Annotated in this window: 16 protein-coding genes and 1 riboswitch; of the genes, 10 read left to right on the top strand and 6 right to left on the bottom strand. The window is 50.2% G+C overall.

What is annotated here, in order from left to right; genetic code table 11:
- Nucleotides 1-236: 236 nt before the first annotated feature.
- The gene (dinB, locus tag T495_RS0112830; RefSeq protein ID WP_033148975.1) at nt 237-1,343 is read right to left on the bottom strand and encodes a DNA polymerase IV; all 1,107 of its coding nucleotides are present in this window, start codon (nt 1,341-1,343) and stop codon (nt 237-239) included.
- Nucleotides 1,344-1,638: 295 nt separating this feature from the next.
- Between dinB and T495_RS0112825 the strand changes: the two genes are divergently transcribed.
- The 10 genes from T495_RS0112825 to T495_RS15955 all read left to right on the top strand — a co-directional run bounded on the left by T495_RS0112825 (nt 1,639) and on the right by T495_RS15955 (nt 10,944).
- Nucleotides 1,639-2,355 (top strand): porin family protein, encoded by a 717-nt coding sequence (locus T495_RS0112825; RefSeq protein WP_081832127.1) that lies wholly within the window; start codon nt 1,639-1,641, stop codon nt 2,353-2,355.
- A gap of 341 nt (nt 2,356-2,696) precedes the next feature.
- Nucleotides 2,697-2,882, bottom strand: a riboswitch (cobalamin riboswitch).
- Nucleotides 2,883-3,118: 236 nt separating this feature from the next.
- The gene (locus tag T495_RS0112815; RefSeq protein ID WP_033148972.1) at nt 3,119-4,414 is read left to right on the top strand and encodes an ATP/GTP-binding protein; all 1,296 of its coding nucleotides are present in this window, start codon (nt 3,119-3,121) and stop codon (nt 4,412-4,414) included.
- A gap of 6 nt (nt 4,415-4,420) precedes the next feature.
- Complete coding sequence (locus tag T495_RS0112810) at nt 4,421-5,248, top strand: RloB family protein (RefSeq protein ID WP_081832126.1); 828 nt, start codon at nt 4,421-4,423, stop codon at nt 5,246-5,248.
- Between the two features lie 27 nt (nt 5,249-5,275).
- On the top strand, nt 5,276-6,475 hold the full coding sequence (locus tag T495_RS0112805) for a hypothetical protein (RefSeq protein ID WP_033148971.1): 1,200 nt from the start codon (nt 5,276-5,278) through the stop codon (nt 6,473-6,475).
- Nucleotides 6,476-6,912: 437 nt separating this feature from the next.
- Nucleotides 6,913-7,284 carry a hypothetical protein gene (locus T495_RS0112800; RefSeq protein WP_155993673.1) on the top strand — a complete coding sequence of 124 codons (372 nt, stop codon included), beginning with the start codon at nt 6,913-6,915 and terminating at the stop codon, nt 7,282-7,284.
- 224 nt (nt 7,285-7,508) lie between these two features.
- Nucleotides 7,509-8,819 (top strand): hypothetical protein, encoded by a 1,311-nt coding sequence (locus T495_RS0112795; RefSeq protein ID WP_155993670.1) that lies wholly within the window; start codon nt 7,509-7,511, stop codon nt 8,817-8,819.
- A complete protein-coding gene (locus T495_RS0112790) occupies nt 8,816-9,733 on the top strand; it encodes a CHC2 zinc finger domain-containing protein (protein ID WP_081832125.1) in 918 nt (305 codons plus the stop codon). Before T495_RS0112795 ends, T495_RS0112790 begins: the two co-directional genes overlap by 4 nt.
- 5 nt (nt 9,734-9,738) lie before the next feature.
- A complete protein-coding gene (locus T495_RS15960; RefSeq protein ID WP_155993667.1) occupies nt 9,739-9,930 on the top strand; it encodes a hypothetical protein in 192 nt (63 codons plus the stop codon).
- A gap of 209 nt (nt 9,931-10,139) precedes the next feature.
- A complete protein-coding gene (locus T495_RS0112785; RefSeq protein WP_231495110.1) occupies nt 10,140-10,748 on the top strand; it encodes an HU family DNA-binding protein in 609 nt (202 codons plus the stop codon).
- A 79-nt stretch (nt 10,749-10,827) separates the two neighbouring features.
- Complete coding sequence (locus tag T495_RS15955) at nt 10,828-10,944, top strand: smalltalk protein (protein WP_155950154.1); 117 nt, start codon at nt 10,828-10,830, stop codon at nt 10,942-10,944.
- 102 nt (nt 10,945-11,046) lie between these two features.
- Here the strand turns inward: T495_RS15955 and T495_RS0112780 are convergent, their stop codons facing one another.
- Genes T495_RS0112780 through T495_RS0112760 form a run of 5 tightly spaced genes read right to left on the bottom strand, consistent with a single transcriptional unit; the run spans nt 11,047 to nt 19,694 of the window.
- The gene (locus tag T495_RS0112780; protein ID WP_033148967.1) at nt 11,047-13,854 is read right to left on the bottom strand and encodes a pitrilysin family protein; all 2,808 of its coding nucleotides are present in this window, start codon (nt 13,852-13,854) and stop codon (nt 11,047-11,049) included.
- A gap of 6 nt (nt 13,855-13,860) precedes the next feature.
- A complete protein-coding gene (locus tag T495_RS0112775; RefSeq protein WP_033148966.1) occupies nt 13,861-15,081 on the bottom strand; it encodes a DUF4876 domain-containing protein in 1,221 nt (406 codons plus the stop codon).
- 22 nt (nt 15,082-15,103) lie between these two features.
- Nucleotides 15,104-16,603, bottom strand: a complete 1,500-nt coding sequence (locus T495_RS0112770) for a DUF6850 family outer membrane beta-barrel protein (protein ID WP_033148965.1) — start codon at nt 16,601-16,603, stop codon at nt 15,104-15,106.
- A gap of 2 nt (nt 16,604-16,605) precedes the next feature.
- Nucleotides 16,606-16,986: a hypothetical protein gene (locus T495_RS0112765; protein WP_051652053.1), complete on the bottom strand. Its 381-nt coding sequence runs from the start codon at nt 16,984-16,986 to the stop codon at nt 16,606-16,608.
- Nucleotides 16,983-19,694: a TonB-dependent receptor plug domain-containing protein gene (locus tag T495_RS0112760; RefSeq protein WP_231495109.1), complete on the bottom strand. Its 2,712-nt coding sequence runs from the start codon at nt 19,692-19,694 to the stop codon at nt 16,983-16,985. The genes T495_RS0112765 and T495_RS0112760 overlap by 4 nt, the downstream gene beginning before the upstream one ends.
- Nucleotides 19,695-19,925 lie beyond the last annotated feature (231 nt).

Here is a 19,925-nt window from a genome sequence, read left to right as displayed (position 1 = left end):
CTTCATGGTTCGGACAAACCTCCCGTTTGCCACAATGCGCTACAAACCTCCCGGATTAGGGAACAAATCCAGAGAAGAATTTCGAGCACTATTAATTACGAAATCCCAAAAACGGGTGCAAAGATACAAAAAAAACGTTAAACACAATACACTTTTCATCTTAAAAAATCGAAAAAGTGATGCTCTGTAGCGTTCAAGCAACGCCACCCGAAATGATAATGGTCATTATAATAATTTTACTCATCGGGCCAGGGGGCGAAGTCCAGTTCCAGTTCTACCCATTGCGGCTGCTGGCGCGAGGCTTTCTCACCGCCCAACGGGTGGCTGCCTGGATTGGATACTCCCAAGCCCAGCAAACGGATGGGATGCGAGTGGAATTCCACCTGCTGCATCAGCTGCTTGGCCAGCGGCAGGATATCATCCTTGGTGCGTAGCAGATGATCGACGGTTATGCTGCGGGTGATCTGCTTAAAATCCAGGAATTTTACCTTCAGCGTCAGCGTGCGCCCCTCGAAGTCGTTCTTTTCGATACGACGCACCAGCTCCAGCACCGTGTGATAGAGTTGGATGGTAACAGCCGCGTTCTCGTTGATATCCGTCTCAAAGGTCTGCTCACAGCTCACGCTCTTCCGCTCCCACTCGCTGACAACAGGCCTATCATCGATGCCTCGCGCAAAGTTGTAGAACACCTGCCCCATCTTACCGAACTCCTGCGTCAGTCGTGTCAGCGAGGTGTTTCTAAGGTCAGAGCCCGTGAAAACACCCATGCGATGCATCTTTTCAGCCGTCTTATGCCCCACGCCCCATATTTTCTCCACCTTCAGTTGGGCGATGAAGTCGAGCGCCCTGTCGGGGTGTATCACCGTCAGTCCGTCGGGTTTGCGCCAGTCAGAGGCTATTTTCGCCAGGAATTTACAGTAGCTCACGCCTGCCGATGCCGTGAGTCCGGTGGTGCTGCGGATGCGCTGTTTGATTTCGCGTGCGATATCCACGCCCAGCTCTATGCCCCGTTTATTCTCCGTCACATCGAGAAAGGCCTCGTCGAGGGATATCGGCTCTATCAGGTCGGTATAGTCGTGGAATATCTCGTGCAATTGCGCCGACACCTCCTTATAACGCTGAAAGTGCGGCTCTACGATGATGAGCTGCGGACACAGACGCTTGGCCAACTGAATAGACTGTGCAGAATGCACGCCGAACCGTCGGGCCTCATAGCTGGCAGTCGACACCACGCCACGCTCGGCATCGTGGCCTACCGCTATCGGTTTGCCCTTCAGTTCCGGATTATCCCGCTGCTCCACAGCCGCGAAAAACTGGTCCATATCCACATGGATGATCTTCATGCTGCAAAAATACGCTTTTCGCCCGAGCCTATAGTAACAGCTGTAACCTCTTCTGTAACAGTGAGTTCGCTTGTATTTTTCTGTCCTATTTCTATCATCATTTCTTCTATCTTCATTGACGTTGCAAAGGTACAACGAATATCATCTATCACCAAATTATTTAAGCGAACGTTCCTTAAATAATGTTAACGATAATACTGACAAATCATCCGGATTGGCGGTTTTACAAACTATTATCGTACCTTTGCACCTGATTTAAAATACACTTAAAATAACATTACTTAAATTAACGAAAATGAAAAGATTTGTTTTATTAGCTGCACTGGCCTGCTGTATGGGTGATGTGCAAGCACAAAACGAGAAAGGTGGATTTTCCATCAAACCTGTGGCTGGCGTCAACATCTCAACACTGGGCAACACCTCTACCGGGCTCTACCACACCAAAGTGGGAATGACGGGTGGTATAGAGGCAGAATACGGTGTGACCAACTGGTTTGGCCTTTCGCTGGGCATGCTCTATTCTGAGCAGGGTGCCAAGTTGAAAGGCGGTGCCTATGCCATCGTTACCGAAAACAACCAGCAAACGATTGTTGCCACCACCATCAAGGGCAAGCTGAAGGCAACTTATCTGAACCTGCCTCTGCTGGCCAATATCTACATCCCAAAGATCAAGGGTCTGGCCCTGAAAACAGGTGTTCAGTTAGGCATTCTCACCAGCAGCAAGATGAACACCGATATCGCCATTGCCTCGGCATCCAGCATCCCGACTGGAGAAATACAATTTATTGACCAAACAAACCAGCCAACGTATCAGGAGGAATCCTTCTCGGCTTCTGATGTGTGCAAGTCGGTCGACGTGGCTATCCCTGTAGGTATCTCTTACGAGTACAAGAACATCTCTCTGGACGCGCGTTATCATTTCGGTCTGACGAAGATTGACAAGACAGAGAATCCCGATACAGCCCACAACCGCTATCTGAGCCTCACCTTGGGCTATCGCTTCCATCTGTAACAGACACGCAACGGAGCCCCCAACCTCACACTAAGTTTGTGAGTTTGCAGCGAGAGATGCCAGTGGGGGTGATGCAGAATATAGTCGACACACTGCAGAATAAAGGGAGAAAGCATTGTCTCACGACAGGTTTTCTCCCCGTTTTGAACTTATATAATAATACACGTATGCCAGCCATGAAGGCCAGGCGCCCCCCAAAAGAGCGCCTATGCCTTGTGGTTATAATACCTGATAAGCATACCCACGCCAACGAAGGCGAAAAGGAATTCGATTGCGACTACAATAATGTACTGCATAATAAAATAAGTTTATGCTTCATGCCCTTACATCGAGAGCACTCGGCTGGGTTACCAATAGAAGGCTGGTCTTCAGACTTTCCTCCACTCCCAGACGCCTTCTCATCCAATTGGACAATGGCTTTATTGTCTGGAAGCCATAATGGAGTTCACTGCTGCGGGACAGTCGGAGATTCTCACTCACATTCCCAATTAATCGCGGCTAAGCGAACCTTCCTGGGTGAAGCCTCAATCTTCACATAGATTCTTCAGAATCACGGTGCAAAGATACAACTTTTTTTTTTAACCAATCGCATCCTTGCATTTTTTTTTCATTTTTTCTACTACAGTTACTTCTTAATGTCCTCAGAAGTTATTTTTATTTAAAAATATCGTGAATTATTCACGAAATATATGTTTATATTTTGTATTTTCGCAATTTTAATGTATATTTGCAACCAAAATCATATCATTAAAATACTACGATTATGATACAGGAGTTTCAAGTTCAGAATTTCTACAGCATCAGAGAGCGGCAAACTATCAGTTTTGTGCCGACGAATGATGACCGCATGCGTGATCAATACGTCCACGAAGTGGGTGATGGCGTTGAGCTCTTAAAGATTGGTATTGTGTATGGTAGCAATGCCAGCGGTAAAACCACTTTACTCAATGCCCTGTCATTCTTCCGCAGCATAATGCTCGACAAACCAGAGTCGAAGAACGAAGGCATGGGTTATTTTCCATTCTTGCTCGACAATCATAGCAGGAATGAACATTCGCAGATGCAGATGACTTTCTGGATAAATCGGGAAAAGTACATCATGAGTTTGGAGTTTGATAACAAGCGCATATATGAAGAGTCGCTGATTGTATACACCAGCGTTCGTCCCACCTCGCTTTACAAACGTGTATATCAGTCGGAGTCCGACCATACGGAGGTGACTTTTGGCGCCAAAGCTGGTCTTGATAAGGCCGCCCAGCGTGCCATTGAAGGAAACACAACCAACAACTGTTCAGTAATGGCAGCTTTCGGACAGTCAAATGCTCCAACTTCGAAACTTAACGATGTCTATGAATTCTTTTATTCTGGTTTACAGAGTATCTTAAGTCCAAAAGATTCACTTTCATTCGACGTTAAGAATGAATTGCGTAATGATAAAGATGGAAAGAAGAAACGGTTCCTACTCCAACTATTAAAAGCAAGCGACTTTAATATTGTTGATATGGTTCTTAATGAGAACGAGGAATCAATTACTCCAGAAATGGAGAAAGCCATTAATAGTGCCCCAATACCTGAAGAGGCCAAAATTGAGATGCTTAAACGAGGCACCATTAAGCATGATGAAATCATTTTTAAGCATAATGGCGAGGAGGGGGAATATGAGTTACATGAGGGTTTGGAATCTGCTGGTACAAACAGATTCATGGGCATGTCAATTGTGCTATACTATGTGTTACACGAGAATAACTTTATCCCTGTCGACGAGATTGAGACCAGCATCCATTACGAGCTGCTCTCCTATTTCATCAAGCTGTTCCTGGCCAACAGCGAGGGTTCATCGCAGATCTTGATGACCACTCACGACATTAACCTGCTGAATGAGGACTTTATCCGCAGAGATATCATTTGGTTTACGGATAAGAGCGAGGTTGGAGCCACCCAGATTAAGCGTCTCAGTTCACTCGGTCTGCACAAGACCATGAATCCATACAATGCCTACAAGCAGGGCAAACTGGTTGATTTACCTTTCCTTGGAAGTATTTATCTTGAAACAGAATAACTAAACATGGCAGTAAAAAAGAGTATAGCAATCATAGGCGAAGGAGAAACCGAGTGGTGGTACTTTGAAACACTCCGCGTAGCTTGTCGCTACAAGTTCAAGGTAGCACCCGATTTTCCCCAACATTCAGATATTCCACACATGGCTAAACTGGCGGAGGATTATGTGAAGCGTGAGACCGACCACGTGGTTTGTCTGGTGGATATGGACCGTCTGCTCAGGGTGCCTGCTGAAATGGCAACCTATCAGAAGTTGAAGAAGAAAAGCAGCCGGAACGTGATTTGGATTGAGACCAACCCGTGTACCGAGTTCTGGTTTCTGCTCCACTTCCTGCCACAGATCTCAACCAAACGTTACGAGACCTGCGAAGATGTGTTGCCCGATCTGCAGCGCTATATGCCTGGCTACGAAAAGACCGCCCGCTACTTCAGAAATAACAACCTGTACAACTATCTGACTGAGCACGGCGACTTACAACGTGCCATCGAAAATGCCAAGGAGCTCAGCCGCCTGAGCGAGGAAACACCTGAGGACAGAATCGCATATAGTCAGATGCATAAGGTGTTCGAACTGATTGCGTCGATGAATGTAGACGAATCTGAAAAGGGTAATATAAGTGAATCAAAAACGGGAAATCAAAATCGAAGCAAAGAATATCGGCGACAAATCATTGATTTTATCGCCGAAAACAAGATTTCGGATTCAAAAACCATTTCAAAAGTCATCGGACTCAAAGTTTCACGAACCCGCGACTATCTAAAACAACTTGTAGACGAAGGCATCCTTGAGATAGAGGGTGAGTATAAGAATAGAAAATATAAGATAAAGAAGTAAAGACTATAATACTTAAACTATATTTTTATGAATATCAAAGACGAAATTAGACAATCGTATTACTACACAGATATTGAGCCAACGCTTGATAACCTGCATGAGATAATAAGGATTTGCGAAACCTTTATGAAAGAAGGAGGCGACAGATTGATGTGTGCTATGGGGATGCGCAAATGGGATCTTGACGAAATAGAGCGTTTGGCTGATTATATCGTACAATCCCGTCAGAAGATGGAAACGGAATTAAACAGACTCAGGAAATACAAAGATGACTTTAACGACATGTTTGCAACAGACCATAACTCTTACTACAATTCTGTGGCAGAACTGTTGAGACATATCAGAAGTCATACTTCGCCTTTAAAGAATCTCCTGAAGAAAACCTGTAGCCGTAGACATCCAGACAAAAAGGAATGTAAACGATATAATATTAAACCCAAATCAGTCAGAAAAGAATCTGTCTTGGCTTCTGGTTCATACCAGAAACCCGTATTCACCATAGACGATCCAACGACTCCCGTCCAAGTGTCGGGGCTGTTTCGTGAACTTAAAAAGTTCTTCGCCAATGAAAAAGAGTGTATGGAAATCTGTGTGGACGTTCTGAACGAAGAGGCAGAAATACGCAAAGACCCTATGAAGAGTAAGTATGTGCTTGACAAATATAGGCGTAAAGCATTTGAAAAACTAAGAGGGCAGATTATGCTTATATCAGACGATATGATAAGCACACTCAAAGAAATAAATCCAGCCTATCAATGTTTTAAGAATTTTGCCACAGACGAGTCTTTTGCTCAAGAAGAGTTTCACAAACACAATGTGACAGACATGGATCAATTTTGCCTGATTGAACTGGCTGTTTCCAAGCAGAATAACAAATTAGAAAATGATGAACTTGCAAATTGGGGCGACAATCCATCATGGGTAAAGAAGATAAGGTATGTCATCAAACACTTTGACGAACTTCTTCCCGTCGATTTTTCACATAAAAAGATGGGGCAATATGAATATTATTTCTGCAAGTGGGCACTCCCTCAAAACATCAGCAATGCCACAAAGTACTTTATTAAGCATTATAATGGAAAGTGGAAAGTTTCCAAATACGGGGCTGTTAATAGCCACAGCAGAGATTATGACCAACATTCTGATGAAGTAAAAAACTTCCATGCAGCCATCCAAACATTACTAAAAGAGGCTAATATGCCTGAAAAGGAAGTACGAAGCGCATAGAAAATTAGATTTCTTCAGCATAGTAAGTGCTTACAAACTAACGATCATGTATCGACCTTTTTGGGGTCGATACATTTTTTGTTTTTAAAACTAAAAGTAGTTATCTAATCAAGTTCAAAATCAATACAAAAACATATGATTTTAGATTGCTCAAGTTGAATACAATCTAAAACCGAATAGCAAAAAAACTAATATCACTCAAAGAAATCTAATTTGGAGTCAATCGACATCACTTATATCGTTAAAAATCAACAAAATACAGCAGCTAACGAATCTAATTAAAACTTTGCTAAGTACATAAATACTCCTTAACTTTGCAACACCAAACAACAGGAAAAATGGTCAAGCGATGGTCCGAAGGCCTGTCTCACTTTCCCGGTTGTGCGGAGGGGCCCCTTGTGTGAGACCGAGGGCATTCCCGGAAAGTAAATTAAGTTATGTATAATAACAAACATGGGTTGAAGCCCAACACGCACATTAGCGTGGATTTGAAAACGATGCTTCGCAAGGATCGACAGGCGAAGACTGGTAAAAACTATCTGGGCGTGCTGCGCCGCGACGTAGAGTGCGAGGATTACCGTTACGACGAACACTTCACGTTTATCGAAACGGTGCCATCAACCGCCCATAAGCGCAATCCGAGGCTGTTCGATGGCAAACACATCTCGATTACCCGGTGCAACGATGGCACGCTGCGGCCTAACTTCAAACCGATGCACGTGGACGATGGTTTCACCGTTGAGCGATATGCACTCGACGTTTACAACGAACTCTGCATGGGGCTGGCTGGCCTGATAGACGAAGGCTGAACCTAACAGCAAATGGCTCTGAATGGTGTGACAGTTCCAAATGTTCCAGTTTTATTTCGCGGAGCAAATATCCCTTTTAATCACTTGTAACTAATTGATATATAAATAGTTATATAAGTAAATAAGGATAATTGGTACTACCAAAAATCTAATTGGAACAACTGGAACTGGAACACAAGGGCTACATCATCAATATTATTAATTCTCTAAAAAGCAGATTATCAATGAGATACGACATTTCATCAAACTCAGCGCCGGCGATGCCAAACCTTGGCCGCGGCACAGAATGCATCAAACTCCTGCTCTCGCAGGCATCACAAGACATGTACGAACCCCTGGTTCCGATGTTCTTCCCCGTACTTGGCGCACACATCAGCGGCACCGAGTTTATGTACCCCGACAACAGTTGGAAGGAACCCTGCGGCATGATGGCCAATCTGGTGGGCAAAAGTAGCGGTAACAAGGGGCAGTTTTCAACACTTGCCGAAGCCATCTGTCGTGATTTCAGCAATCACGATAAGGAAGAGGAAAAGAAATTTCTGGCATGGCAGAAGCAAAAAAACGCCAAGGGGGCTAACAAGGATAAACCTGAGGAACCCCAGCTGGCCTACTGGTTTCCACCATCCGACACGACCAAGCCTGCCTTTCTTAAAAACGCGATAGCACTCGAGGCTCAGGGCGGGCGCACGCAGTACTTTAATATGCCCGAGGTTGAGATGGCCGACCAGCTGTGTGGCAGTCATAAAAAACTGTCGCAGCTGCTGCGCAACGTTTACGATCGCGGCCGTGCCGGTGCCTTGCGTGCCACAGCCGATGGCGTAACAGGTAATCCAATCCTGCGCGCCAACCTCACCTTCTCAAGCACCTTAGGCGCCACTCGACGTTTCTACAAGTACGAGCTGTTTAACGGCACCTTCGGTCGAATGGTGTTCTCGTTCAAACCCCGTGGTGAGCGTAGCGGTCGCATCCCCCGTCAAGGTACATATCCCGATGAGTTCTACCTGGAGTTGGATGAGTATCTGGAGCGCCTCGATGCCAGCAAAGGGCGATACATGATCCGCCCGCTCAACAAGCTCATCGACCGATTGGCGCAGGATATGGCCACGCTGGCCGACCTGACCGACGACGATCTGCTGTTCGAACTGTCGCACCGCTCGCTGATATCGGCCTGGAAGGCGGGGTGCGTGCTATGGATACTGAACAACCAGACGTGGACTAAAGCGATGGGCGACCTGGTAGAGTGGCTGGTGTATCACGACCTTTGGAGCAAGATGCAGATATTTGCCGACATGCTTAACAATGGAGAAGAAGGCACAAGCGCCGGTGAGCGTCGCGGACCTAAAAACATGCTCGACGACCTGCCCAGCCAGTTTAACAAGGCCCAGCTGGAAGCCCTACGCACAAGCATGAACAAGCCCATCGAGGGTACCAGCAATCAGCTGCGCAAGTGGCTGCATCGCAAGTTCATCGAATACTGCGCCCAAACGGGCCTTTACACCAAGACCGAAGAGTATCTGAAAAAAGTAAAAATATGAAAATGAATAAGACCGAACTACAGAAGCTCCGCGACCTGCCCATTGAGGCGGTCGCTGAGCGACTCGGACTCAGCGTGAAGCACCACAAGAGCCTGTGCCCGTTTCATGCCGACAGCCACCCCAGTATGTCGTATCGCGTTAAAACCAACACCTGCCGCTGCTTTGTGTGTATGACGCAATCGATAGGTCCCATCGATCTGGTGATGCGCCATCTGAATCTCGACTTCAAGGCTGCATGCCGATGGTTGGCCGATGAGCACAACATCATTCTTGAGGAGTGGCAGCCTGCCACAGCCAACAAGGAGCCTCAGCCCTTCGATGCCACCCGCTACGAGCGATTCTTTGAGCACCCCTGGCTCAACGAGCCGGCACGCCGGTTCCTGTTCCATGAGCGCAGGCTCGACCCCCGCGTGGTGCGCTGGTGCCGCCTCACCTCGTGGACCGACCGGCAGGGCACGCCCTGGCTGCAGATACCTTATTATAATATAGAGGGCCAGCTGGTGGGCGTGCAGAACCGCAACCTGGTGCGTGGCGCCCTACCCCGGTTCCGGTTTCCCCAGGGCGCCGAGTGCGGCATCTACAACCTGCCCGTGATCCAGCTGCTCAAACCCGGCGAGCGCCTATTCATCACCGAGGGCGCCTCCGACTGCTGGGCCATGCTCTCCGCGGGCCACAAGGCCATCGCCATCCCATCGGCCACGCTGCTCACACAGAAGGACATCGAACAACTGGCGGCCATCGATGCCCAATGTTCAATGCTCAATGTCCAATGGGCTATGTATCCCGACAGCGACGAGCCCGGCGAGCGCCTCTACCTGCAGCTCAAGCAGGCGCTGCCCTCGCTGGTACACCACCAGCTGCCCAAGGGGTGCAAGGACTTCAGCGACTATTACCTCATGAAGACTACCGTATGAAAGCCATGTATAAATCGGAACTGGCACGGCTGGCTGGCGTAAGCGCCAACACGTTTCGCCGATACCTGAACTCGCGCAGAGATGTGCTTGAAAAGATGGGCGTTTCGCCACGAGCCCAAACGCTTCCGCCACGAGCCGTCAGGTATGTGGTAGACGACTATTGTATAGATGTGCCAGATGAAATGCAATCATTTTAAAAAAGTTTTGCCGATGTCCACCAATGTCCACCAACGCGCTCCGCCGATGTCGTAACTTTGCATTGGATTTGAAAATCAGGCGCGAGCGCCTACATTTGCAGACTCCCCGAGCCAGCACGTGCACACTCCCGGGAACAACACGTGCAGACTCCCGAGGCAGCAAAAACGAGAAAAAAAGAGTATCTAACCCAGACTGCCCAAGCCCCGTTTTGCAGTCCCTCCCTCGGGAGGTTCAGGAGGGGGTTGACATTATGATTCAGATCAAAGCAAAGCAACAGAACGTATCGTTCGAAAAGAACGTGGAGAAGCTGGCATTCGTGCTCTCTGCCCACCTGTACAACACCCTCGACGCCAGCAAAGTCATCGAAGAGGCCGCCAAGCGCTCGGGCATCAGCGAGGGTGTGATCAAGGCCGCTTGGGACGCAGCAGGCGAGGTGATCCGCACCTGGGCCACCGAAGGCCACAACGTGCCCCTGCCCGGTCTGGGCTCTATGCGATTCGGCGTGCGCTCCAAGAGTGTGCAGAGCGTTGACGAGGTTAAGACCTCGCTCATCTCCGCACGTCGCGTCATCTTCACCCCATCCAAGGAGGTTAAGGACGAGCTGCAGGCCACCAAGATTGCCATCACCTGCTACGACAAGGACGGCAACATCGTGAAGCGCGTAACCAGCGCCGACACCAACGATGTGGAAGACCCCGAGCAGGAGAACCAGAACGGCGGCAACACCGGCGCTGGCGGCAACCAGAACGGCAACCAAGGCGGCAACACCGGCGCTGGCGGCGGCGAGCCCAACCCCGACGGAAGCACGGAAGATTAGCGCTTAGGGGCGAAAGCCCCAGCGCTTTAAAGAAAGTTCAAAGCTTAAAGTTCAAAGTTCAAAGTAAATGTTAAATGTTATGAGTAAGAAAGAAAGTATCAAGTTTATCGTGCAGCTGATTGCATCAATCGCAACAGCCATCCTGACGGCACTGGGAGCCACCAGTTGCATGGGCCACGGACCTATCCCTATGTAAACAACCTGACGTTCACTATGGGTAGCAAATAATCAGGAAACAAGAATCCCCTGCAGGTGTTTAAAGCCGGCAGGGGATTTTTTTTGTTTATTATGAGGATTATCACTCCGACAGCATGGTCACCTCTATGCAGCGCTTAGCAGCCAGAATCTTCTGCGCCATACGCTGTACGTCGGCTGCGGTTACCGCGTTCACCAGCTTGCAGTAGTCGCGGTCGAAGTCGGCATCATCGTCCAGCTCGTGCCAGATGATGTAGCTCCAGTAGTCGTTGGTGATAGCCATCTGGGCATACTGCTTGGTGAGATACTCCTTCACCTTCTTCAGCGAGGTGGCGGCAGGACCGCGGTCGGCAATATGCTGCAGCTGCTGGTAGATGATAGGATTCAGCTCGCCATAGCGACTGGGATCAGCATTATAGGCAATCTTCAAGGTAGCATTAGGATGGTCGTCCTTATCCAACTCGAAATCAATACTCACGCCATAGGTACCGCCCTTCTCCTCACGAACCGAGTCGGTATAGGCTATAGAGAGGCAACGCTTCAGGAAGTCGAGCTCAAGGTCGCTCTTGGGACTGAAATCCACATCGGCCGTCAGGTAGATGCTCACATTAGCCAATGGCGTTGCCATCTTCTTGGTGAACTTCACCACCTGCTGCCCATCCACTATCTGTGGCACGTTGGCCTGGTTGGTATGCTCGTGCTTGCCAGTAGCAGGCAGCGAGGCCAGGTACTGACAGAGATACTGGCGCAGCTGCTGCTCGTCGAAGTTGCCGATAATCACCGTCTTGAAGTTGGCGGCATCGCTGAATCGCTCCTTGTAGATATCGAGGATGCGGTCGTAGCTGATCTTGTCGAGCGTCTGCTGTACCACGGGAGCCACACGGGGATGATGGCCATAGAGCACGGCACGGATAGAGTCGTTGTAGTCCACCTTTGGCGAGGCATTACGGTTTGCCAGGAACGCCCGTTGACGATTGATCAGACTGGCGAAAGCAGCCTCATCGCGGCGTGGCTGGGTGAAGTAGAGATACGAGAGCTGGAACATGGTCTCCATATCCTTCAGCGAGGCACTACCGTTGATGCTCTGGCCCTTGCTGCCTACCGATGGGCTCACGCGTACACTCTTGCCTGCAAGCATCTTGCGCAGGGTAACGGCATCAAACTGGCCTACACCACCCTCGGTAGCACCACTGGTAATCATCGAGAAGTTGGGGATATCCGCATCGCCATAGAGCGAGGTGCCACCTTCGCCATACATACGCATCGAAACGGCATCGGCCTCGTAGTCGGTCTTCTTGGTATAAACCTTCATGCCGTTGCTCAGGGTGAGCTCGGTAAAGCCGTGGCGATAGGGCTTCTCGCTCACGATGGTGCCAGCCTTTGGCATACTGCTCATCAGCGAGCTGGCCAGCTGCTGCTCTGCATAAGGCGCATAAGCCTGCTGCTGGGCTGCCAGGATCACCTGCTCAATCTGCTGCTCCGACGGGATCTCAAACCCTTCCTTATCGGGGGCGTACATCACTACTACCTGGTTCTTATCGGTAATGAGCTCCTTCACGGCTGCATTCACCTCGGCCAGCGTCACCTCGCGGTCCAGCTTCTGGGTGTTTGCCAGCTTAAAGTCGGCGCTGAGCATGGGCTCGCCCTCCAGGAAGTTATCCACACATACGTTCACGTAGTGCGAGTTGCGGTAGTCGCCCTGCATCTTGGCACGGCGCTCGGCAGCATTCAGGCGCAGCTTCTTGGCACGCTCCAGCTCGCTCTGGGTGAAGCCATGCTGACGGGCACGCTCTGCCACACCTACGGCACTGATGATACCACCTAAGATGTTGTCCTGCTTACAGCTGATGCTGAGCGAGAAGGCATCCTTGGTGCGACTCAGGAAGAAAGTAGAAGCACGTCCCGTGGCACTCTGGAATGGGGGGACTGGCAGTTGGCGCAACTCTACCAGACGGTCGTTCAGCATGCTGCTGATCAGTCCGTCGATATAGTCATCGCGCAGGTATTTCTCGCTGTTCTTCTCGCTATCGGGTGTAGCCTCGCGCTTCTGGTAGATATGACAGAGGGCGATGGGCTGCTCCTTATCCTTCTCGATGTCAACAATCATCTTCTCGTTGTCGTTCACAGGATAGTAGATACGCTCGGCAGCCTTCTTGGGCATGGGGATAGGCGAGAAAATCTTCTTGATTTTCTTCTCCATCTTGTTCACATCGATATCGCCCACCACGATGATGGCCTGCAGGTCGGGGCGATACCACTTCTGATAGTAGTCGCGCAGGTCCTGATAAGGGAAGTTGTCAACGATATCCATCGAACCGATAGGCATGCAGTCCTCGTACTTGGTGCCTTTATAGATCTTCGGCATAGCCTGCTCCATCAGGCGCTGTACAGCCATACCGGCACGACGTGTGCGCCACTCCTCGTGGATAACGCCACGCTCCTTGTCGATCTCGGCATCCTCTAACAACAGGTAGTGGCTCCAGTCGTGGAGCACCAGCAGACAAGAGTCGATGATACCCTCGCGCTTCAGGGGGGCAGAACCGATGTGATATACCGTCTGATCAATAGAGGTGTAGGCATTCAGATTGGCACCGAACTTTACGCCGATGGTCTCGCACCAGGGCACGATACCTAACTTCTTACCCTTGCCGGGGAAGTTCTTGGTACCGTTGAAGGCCATGTGCTCGAGGAAGTGAGCCAGACCGCGCTGGCGGGGCTCCTCCTGAATAGAACCTACACGCTGGGCTATATAGAAGTCGGCCAGACCTGCCTCCTTGGCGTTGTGGCGGATATAGTAGGTCATGCCGTTCTTCAGCTTACCCTTACGGATAGTAGGGTCCTGTGGCAGACTCTGGGCTACTGCCGATACCGACAGCAGCGCCAGAGCGAAAAGAGAATATACTTTATTCATCGGTCATTACTTTTTCATAGAAGGCACCTGACGAGCCTCCATATCGTTTGTAGAATTGTTGGTGTCGATATACTTGCCTGTAGAGTCCTTCTTACGCTTGATAGAGGTTCCACGCTGAGTGGTATCCTTTGAGTTGGCACGACCTGCTACCCAACCGGCATCCAAGGTCTCAGAAATCACGAACCAGCCGAAATCATCCTCGGTACCCAGGTTTACAGCATCGAGCACCCACTCGTTAGGAATCTGTACCTGCTCGCTCGACATCAGCTTGCCAGAGAGCTCAGATGTATAGGTAGGTGTTACGCTGTGGTTAGCCAGGAAGGACTCCTTGTTCTCCTTCATGCGGGCGATGGCATAGCTGCGGTTCTGCTGTACAGAAGGCAACCAGATGGTATTGGTGTAACACCAGATATACTCCAGGTTAGGCACATCGTAGTCGGTATCCATGCTGTTGCCACCATTGTCGAGATATACCTCGAAATCAGCACCTGTCAGGTCGTACGAGTTCTCGTTAACAGTACGATGGTCCATCGCATTATTGGCAATCACGATGCTCTCACCTGGCTTTACAGGATGATCCTTACCGCTACCAGGAATCATGAATACAGCACCTGCTGGGATGGCGTATGGACGTACGTCGGGATCCCAAGGATGATTGCCTGTGCTACCACTCTGGTACTCCGACTCGATGAGGGCTACGCTATCGGCATAGAGCACCACGTCGCTGTTGTTGGTAATCACAAAGTAGGCATCGTAGTTGTAATTCTTGCCGGTGGGATACAATGTACCTGTGGTGCAGATTTCAGAGAGCACGAAACCACCCTCGGCCTTAAACGAGTTTACGACCAATTTGGCTGATGTAGATAACTCATTCAAAGCAACATCACTTGACGACACCTCGAAATCGGTAGTACCAGTCACTCCGTCCTTCACAAACGAGATGTTACCTTTAGCAGCGAGGTTGTACTTACCCTCTGTCAGACTGGGGAGGGTGATAACGTAGTTTTCGCCGCTCTTCACAGGCGCAGACAGCTTGGTAACCTCGCCACTCTGCACATTGGTGGCTGTACCCTCAAAGCTGTTCAGTACCACATTACCGACGTTGATGGGCATCTCGATGGTTACCGTACCATTCTCTACCACGTAAGGCGCGTCGTCGCTGCTACAAGCCACGAATACCGTACTTGCAGCCATGAGCATCATGCTCAAAAACACATTCTTTTTCATTTCTTACCTATTTAATTAATTATTAAAAACTGATTCCTATCGATACATGCAGATTGGCCTCCTGCTCGCCTGCGCTACAGAACTGCCAGGCGGTAGCCAGCTGACCATACAAGCCCACAGACCATGAGGCAGGCTGATAGTCGGCACGAACGCCACCCTCGGCTTGAGTGTAGCTGGCCTTCTGATACTGGTAGTTATGGTTGATATACGACTTGATGCTGGCCGACATATTGGCGTAAGGCATCACGATCCTGCTATCTACATTGGCGGCATAACCACCTTTAGCATAGATATTCAGGCGCAACGACTCGTTGACGCTTTTCAGCCATTGGGCCGTCAGCTCGCCATACACACGGCTGTATGCCATCTCGCGTTCCACATAGGCATACTGCTCACGATGGTTCAGATAGCCGGCACGCAGCTGCACGTGCCAGGCGCGATAGCCATAGAGGGCGGTAGCACCCACATCCCAGCGATGCTGACGATACATGGTGAGCCGGGTGAGTATGGGATACTCCTGACCTGACGATGTGCCTGCCACATGCTCATCGCTGGCACGCTTGTCGTAATCGGCATGCAGCAACAAGGCTTTCTCGCTGGTGCCTGACTGCTGCCGCCAGCCCAACGTCAGGCGGTTCTGCTGGCGATAAAGCGTGGTCAGCGGCAACGAGTTATACTCGTCCAACAAGCGCTCGTACTGGTGTAATGCATGCGAGAGATGAACCACCCAGCCACCTGCTGTATGGGGCTGCAGATCGAAGGCTACAGCCCCACCCTTCCCCTCGTAGAAGATGTCGCGGTTAGAACCTGAGAAACGGGTATAGCTGGTGCCCAGACCCGTCATCTGCAGTTCGCCCATGCCGTTCTGTTCGCCATAGAAGTCAACATCGGCAGTCTGGCGGTAGATGTTGCCCTCGAGCACCACACCCAGATGATAACGGCCTGACCGGCGGGCTGCACCAGCCTTCAGCGTCAGGTCGGATACGATGCTACGCATACGTGGGTCGGAGGTGCGGTAGTCCTGCTCGGCACGGAAATTCAGTTCGCCACCCAACAGCCAGTTGCCCTTCTCGACAGCATAGCCACCGGCAAAGAAATAGCGTTCGCAATGGGTATCGCCACCCAGGCTGTCGGCAATCACGTTGGGATAGAGCAGATCGAAATCGGCCACATTATTATATAATAGCTCATACTGCATGCCGTTGCCATACGATGCCTCGCCCCACACTACCGATGACGGCGTGAGACGGATATACGACTGGGCAGCCAGTTCTGGTTTCACGTATCCCGAACCCTGCTCCACCTGAAACGCCTCGCTCTGGTGACGATAGTCGCATCGCAAGGTCAGCTCTGTAAAGGGCTGCTGATAGGCATGCGTCATCAGCGCGGGGTTCTGCAACGCCTCGCTATAGGTCTGTCGCCACAACGAGTGGCGCTCAACATAGGCAGAATCGGCAGTAGCAGCCTCTGCCCACAGCAACGGCCACAACAGCGCCAGTATGGTATAGAACGTTCTCTTCATGTTTAATCCAGGAATATAATGTTGATAGTAGTCTTGCTGGTTGCCGTTCCCACCAGCTCTACGTAGTCGCTCACGGCACGAAACGAACGGATACGGTTCTTGCCCGTCAGGTCGGTATAGCTCAATACGCCCTCGATGCTCACCTGATAGGCACCACGCAGCAGTTCTATCTGCACCTGAGCGCCAGTAAAGTCGGCAGTACTCACCACGTGTTTCGTATTCAGATTGGTGATGTGGGTCATCGCCTGCACACGCTCTATGGTCACGCCCTCGCCACCATCCAGTTGGATAGTAGCCAGCGTCATATAGTCGTCGTTGTCCTGATGACAGGCTGCCAAGGCCAGAGCCATACAGCAGGTAAGGATAGTAAACAGTTTCTTCATATCTTCACGTTCATTTCAAGTCCGAAATAGGGTTTGGTATGTCGGCGGATGGTCTTGCCGTAGCTCTCGTAGCTGGGCGAATAGTCCCAGATTCTGTTGCAGAACAGAGCCAGCCTCAGACGGTCGTTCAGCAGTTTCTTGGTAATCTTCAGGTTCAGATTCATCGCAAACGGCACGGTACTCTTGGTATAGTTGGTCGATGTACGTACCAGCCACTTCAGATAGGCATCCTGTGCACATGCCGCCGTCCACTCGTGAATCTGGCCTTGCGGATCCATATAGGCATCGGGCTCGCTGCTGATGGCATCGCGCTGCGTCGAGGTGTACCATTGGCATTGGGCCGAAACAGAGAAGCCCAATCGCAGTTTGGGCACATCGGTATCGAGCATAAAGTTAGTGTTGGCCATCTCGTTGACCACGCCTTCCTGATCTTTATACAGGCCTACATACTGCAGACGGCTGTTGCCCACCACTACACTCGGGCGCTCCATGATGAGCTGCGAGTTGCGATAGGTGGTACGGAACCAGGCGCCTGTGATGGTGAGACGGGTGTAGAGTCGTGGCATACGCTTCGAGGCAAACGTGAGTTCTACACCCTCCTTCTTGGTCTGACTGCCGTTGGCATAGTGCGTGTAGGCACCAAGTTCTGTCAGCTGTTCATAGGGCATCTCGTCGAGTGCTGGCGGCGCCGTCAGCGTCGAGGCATCTACCCCACTCGCATCGTATTTCTTATAGGCATAGGCATCAAAGTTGGTCTCGCTACGGAAGCCTGATGTCATATTCTCTTTGAAATAGGTCATCGTCAGGCGATTGCCACCTATATTCAGATTGCCAGTCAGCTCCCACTTCAGGTTACGTGCAGCCGCCAGCTCAGCGTTGGTACCAGGAATGATATACGTCACCTGGTTGATGCGACTTTTCAAAGGGTCAACGTTGTAGTACTTCAGCTGCAGCAGGTCGATATAGGCAGGATCGGGAAACAGCTGGTCGATGGTTGGCATCTTGGTATGCTGTCCGATACCGCCAGAGAGGCGCACAAACGAGGGCTGACCAAACAGGACGAAACGCGGAAACGTGAACCCGATATTGGCACGTGGGTCCAGATACCAATGTCCATGCATCGCATAGTCGGCAGGCAGGTTCAGCATCTGTAGCGCACGCACACCTGCCATCAGCTCCAGCTGACAACTGCCCAAGGGCAGCGTAGCCTTCTCCTCGGCATATACCGACAAGGTGTGGTTGGCTGGTTTCTCGCTCAGACTGCGCATACGTATCTGTGCTGTAGGATAAACGGGGCGCTCAGGGTCGAACACCTGCCCGCGTCCGTAGTTCTTATCCATATTCCAATCGGCACCTATCAGAAGGGTGTTTGCCAACTTACGACTGGGAATCTGCAGACGGGCATTCAACTTCACAAACAAGTTGAGTGGCTGTCCATCTACCTCCTGTGAGGCCACATAGGTATATGGCAGTATCAGAGCATCGTACTCGCCCTCGTCGGAATTCAGAACGGCTCCAGTCATACTCTGCAGACTTACCGTTTTGGTACGTTCTATCGTGTTGTGCTCGTACGAGGCGGCTGCCATCAGCTCGGCACTTTTCAGCCACACGGGGCGATGCATCTTGAGTTCGAGTTTGGCCGAAGTGGCTACACGATTGTAGTCCGACTTATAGATATCAACAGCCCCTTTGTTCAGGTCGGGGTCTTGTTTCTCGCCGTCGAACGAACCTGTGTAGTCCAGATTGGTGGTCAGCAACAGGTCGTGACGGGGGCGTTGCCAGGTATGGCCCATACGTGCCGAGAGAGTCACGCGACTGTAGTTATTCAACGCATTACGAGGGTCGGCTTTCGAGTCCAGATAATCGGCACTCAGGTTCAACGTGGTACGATTGGTCCACTCAAAGGCTTTAGCCAGATAGAACAGTTTCGACCCCATATCCGATTTCAATCGTGCCTGAAGGTCGTGCCCACCACGCCGGCGCTCAATCTTCACCAGACCGCTGGTCAGATCGCCATATTCTACCGAGGGTATGCCTCGTACTATCTCTACACTCTCGATGTCGTCGGTCGACAGGGTACGCATATCCACGCCCGCATTGGTGTTCTCCCGATTGGTGGCAGCACTCTCCCAGGCACCACTCACCTGCTGCATGTTGGCATTGGTTGATATACGTGCGCCATCCACCAGAAAACTGGTACCCAGCGACGAGGTGGCATAGTTAGACCCCTGCGGACTGGCCTCACGCAGGCGGATATGATTGTTAGCGCTCAGCACGGGGTCCTTGCTGCTACCTCCAGGCAACAGCTCCAGCAAATCGGCAAAACTCGATGGCTGCAAGTGTTCCATAGCATGCTTTTCTATACGCGAGGAACTGGTCAGACCGCGACTCTCCTGTGCCGTTACTACCACCTCGCCCAGTTTGCTCACCTCGGCTTCCAACAGGTATCGGCCGTTGGCAACAGCTGTTACCACCAGCGGTTTATATCCAATATAGGTAATCTTGAGATGTTGCGTAGAGTGTTGCGCATCCCCCCTTTTAGGTATCACAAAACGCCCCTCAGCATCAGTAACTGTCAAGGGTTTATGTTTGGTCTCATCCGAAATCGTAGCTCCAACTATCGCCTCATGGGTATCCTTATCTATTACTATTCCTTTCAGAAATCCCTGAGCCTTAGCAACTTGCAGTATCACTACTGCTATTATCATCAACAAAAATCTTTGCATCCAAATACATTTTTTATTCCGTATGCAAAGTTACGCCAATAAAAAAAAGTGTGCAATACCAAAAAACGGGTATTTTTCAAAGCATAGATATATATAAAATCAAAAGAGGCGCGTTTCACAACGAACCTCTTTCTCAAAAATTACTTAAAAAACTAAATTAATCAACCATAAACCTTAACCATAAAAATCTGTTTCTGCTGCAAATATATAAAA

Origin of the sequence: Prevotella sp. P6B1 (genome assembly GCF_000702825.1) — a bacterium.
Taxonomy (GTDB): Bacteria; Bacteroidota; Bacteroidia; order Bacteroidales; family Bacteroidaceae; genus Prevotella.
This window is presented reverse-complemented; position numbering and strand designations above follow the sequence as displayed.

What these genes read in the sequence shown, in the direction of transcription:
- dinB (WP_033148975.1), bottom strand. Translation starts at nt 1,343, where the DNA reads ATGAAGATCATCCATGTGGATATGGACCAGTTTTTCGCGGCTGTGGAG.
- T495_RS0112825 (WP_081832127.1), top strand. Translation starts at nt 1,639, where the DNA reads ATGAAAAGATTTGTTTTATTAGCTGCACTGGCCTGCTGTATGGGTGAT.
- T495_RS0112815 (WP_033148972.1), top strand. Translation starts at nt 3,119, where the DNA reads ATGATACAGGAGTTTCAAGTTCAGAATTTCTACAGCATCAGAGAGCGG.
- T495_RS0112810 (WP_081832126.1), top strand. Translation starts at nt 4,421, where the DNA reads ATGGCAGTAAAAAAGAGTATAGCAATCATAGGCGAAGGAGAAACCGAG.
- T495_RS0112805 (WP_033148971.1), top strand. Translation starts at nt 5,276, where the DNA reads ATGAATATCAAAGACGAAATTAGACAATCGTATTACTACACAGATATT.
- T495_RS0112800 (WP_155993673.1), top strand. Translation starts at nt 6,913, where the DNA reads ATGTATAATAACAAACATGGGTTGAAGCCCAACACGCACATTAGCGTG.
- T495_RS0112795 (WP_155993670.1), top strand. Translation starts at nt 7,509, where the DNA reads ATGAGATACGACATTTCATCAAACTCAGCGCCGGCGATGCCAAACCTT.
- T495_RS0112790 (WP_081832125.1), top strand. Translation starts at nt 8,816, where the DNA reads ATGAAAATGAATAAGACCGAACTACAGAAGCTCCGCGACCTGCCCATT.
- T495_RS15960 (WP_155993667.1), top strand. Translation starts at nt 9,739, where the DNA reads ATGTATAAATCGGAACTGGCACGGCTGGCTGGCGTAAGCGCCAACACG.
- T495_RS15955 (WP_155950154.1), top strand. Translation starts at nt 10,828, where the DNA reads ATGAGTAAGAAAGAAAGTATCAAGTTTATCGTGCAGCTGATTGCATCA.
- T495_RS0112780 (WP_033148967.1), bottom strand. Translation starts at nt 13,854, where the DNA reads ATGAATAAAGTATATTCTCTTTTCGCTCTGGCGCTGCTGTCGGTATCG.
- T495_RS0112775 (WP_033148966.1), bottom strand. Translation starts at nt 15,081, where the DNA reads ATGAAAAAGAATGTGTTTTTGAGCATGATGCTCATGGCTGCAAGTACG.
- T495_RS0112770 (WP_033148965.1), bottom strand. Translation starts at nt 16,603, where the DNA reads ATGAAGAGAACGTTCTATACCATACTGGCGCTGTTGTGGCCGTTGCTG.
- T495_RS0112765 (WP_051652053.1), bottom strand. Translation starts at nt 16,986, where the DNA reads ATGAAGAAACTGTTTACTATCCTTACCTGCTGTATGGCTCTGGCCTTG.
- T495_RS0112760 (WP_231495109.1), bottom strand. Translation starts at nt 19,694, where the DNA reads ATGATAATAGCAGTAGTGATACTGCAAGTTGCTAAGGCTCAGGGATTT.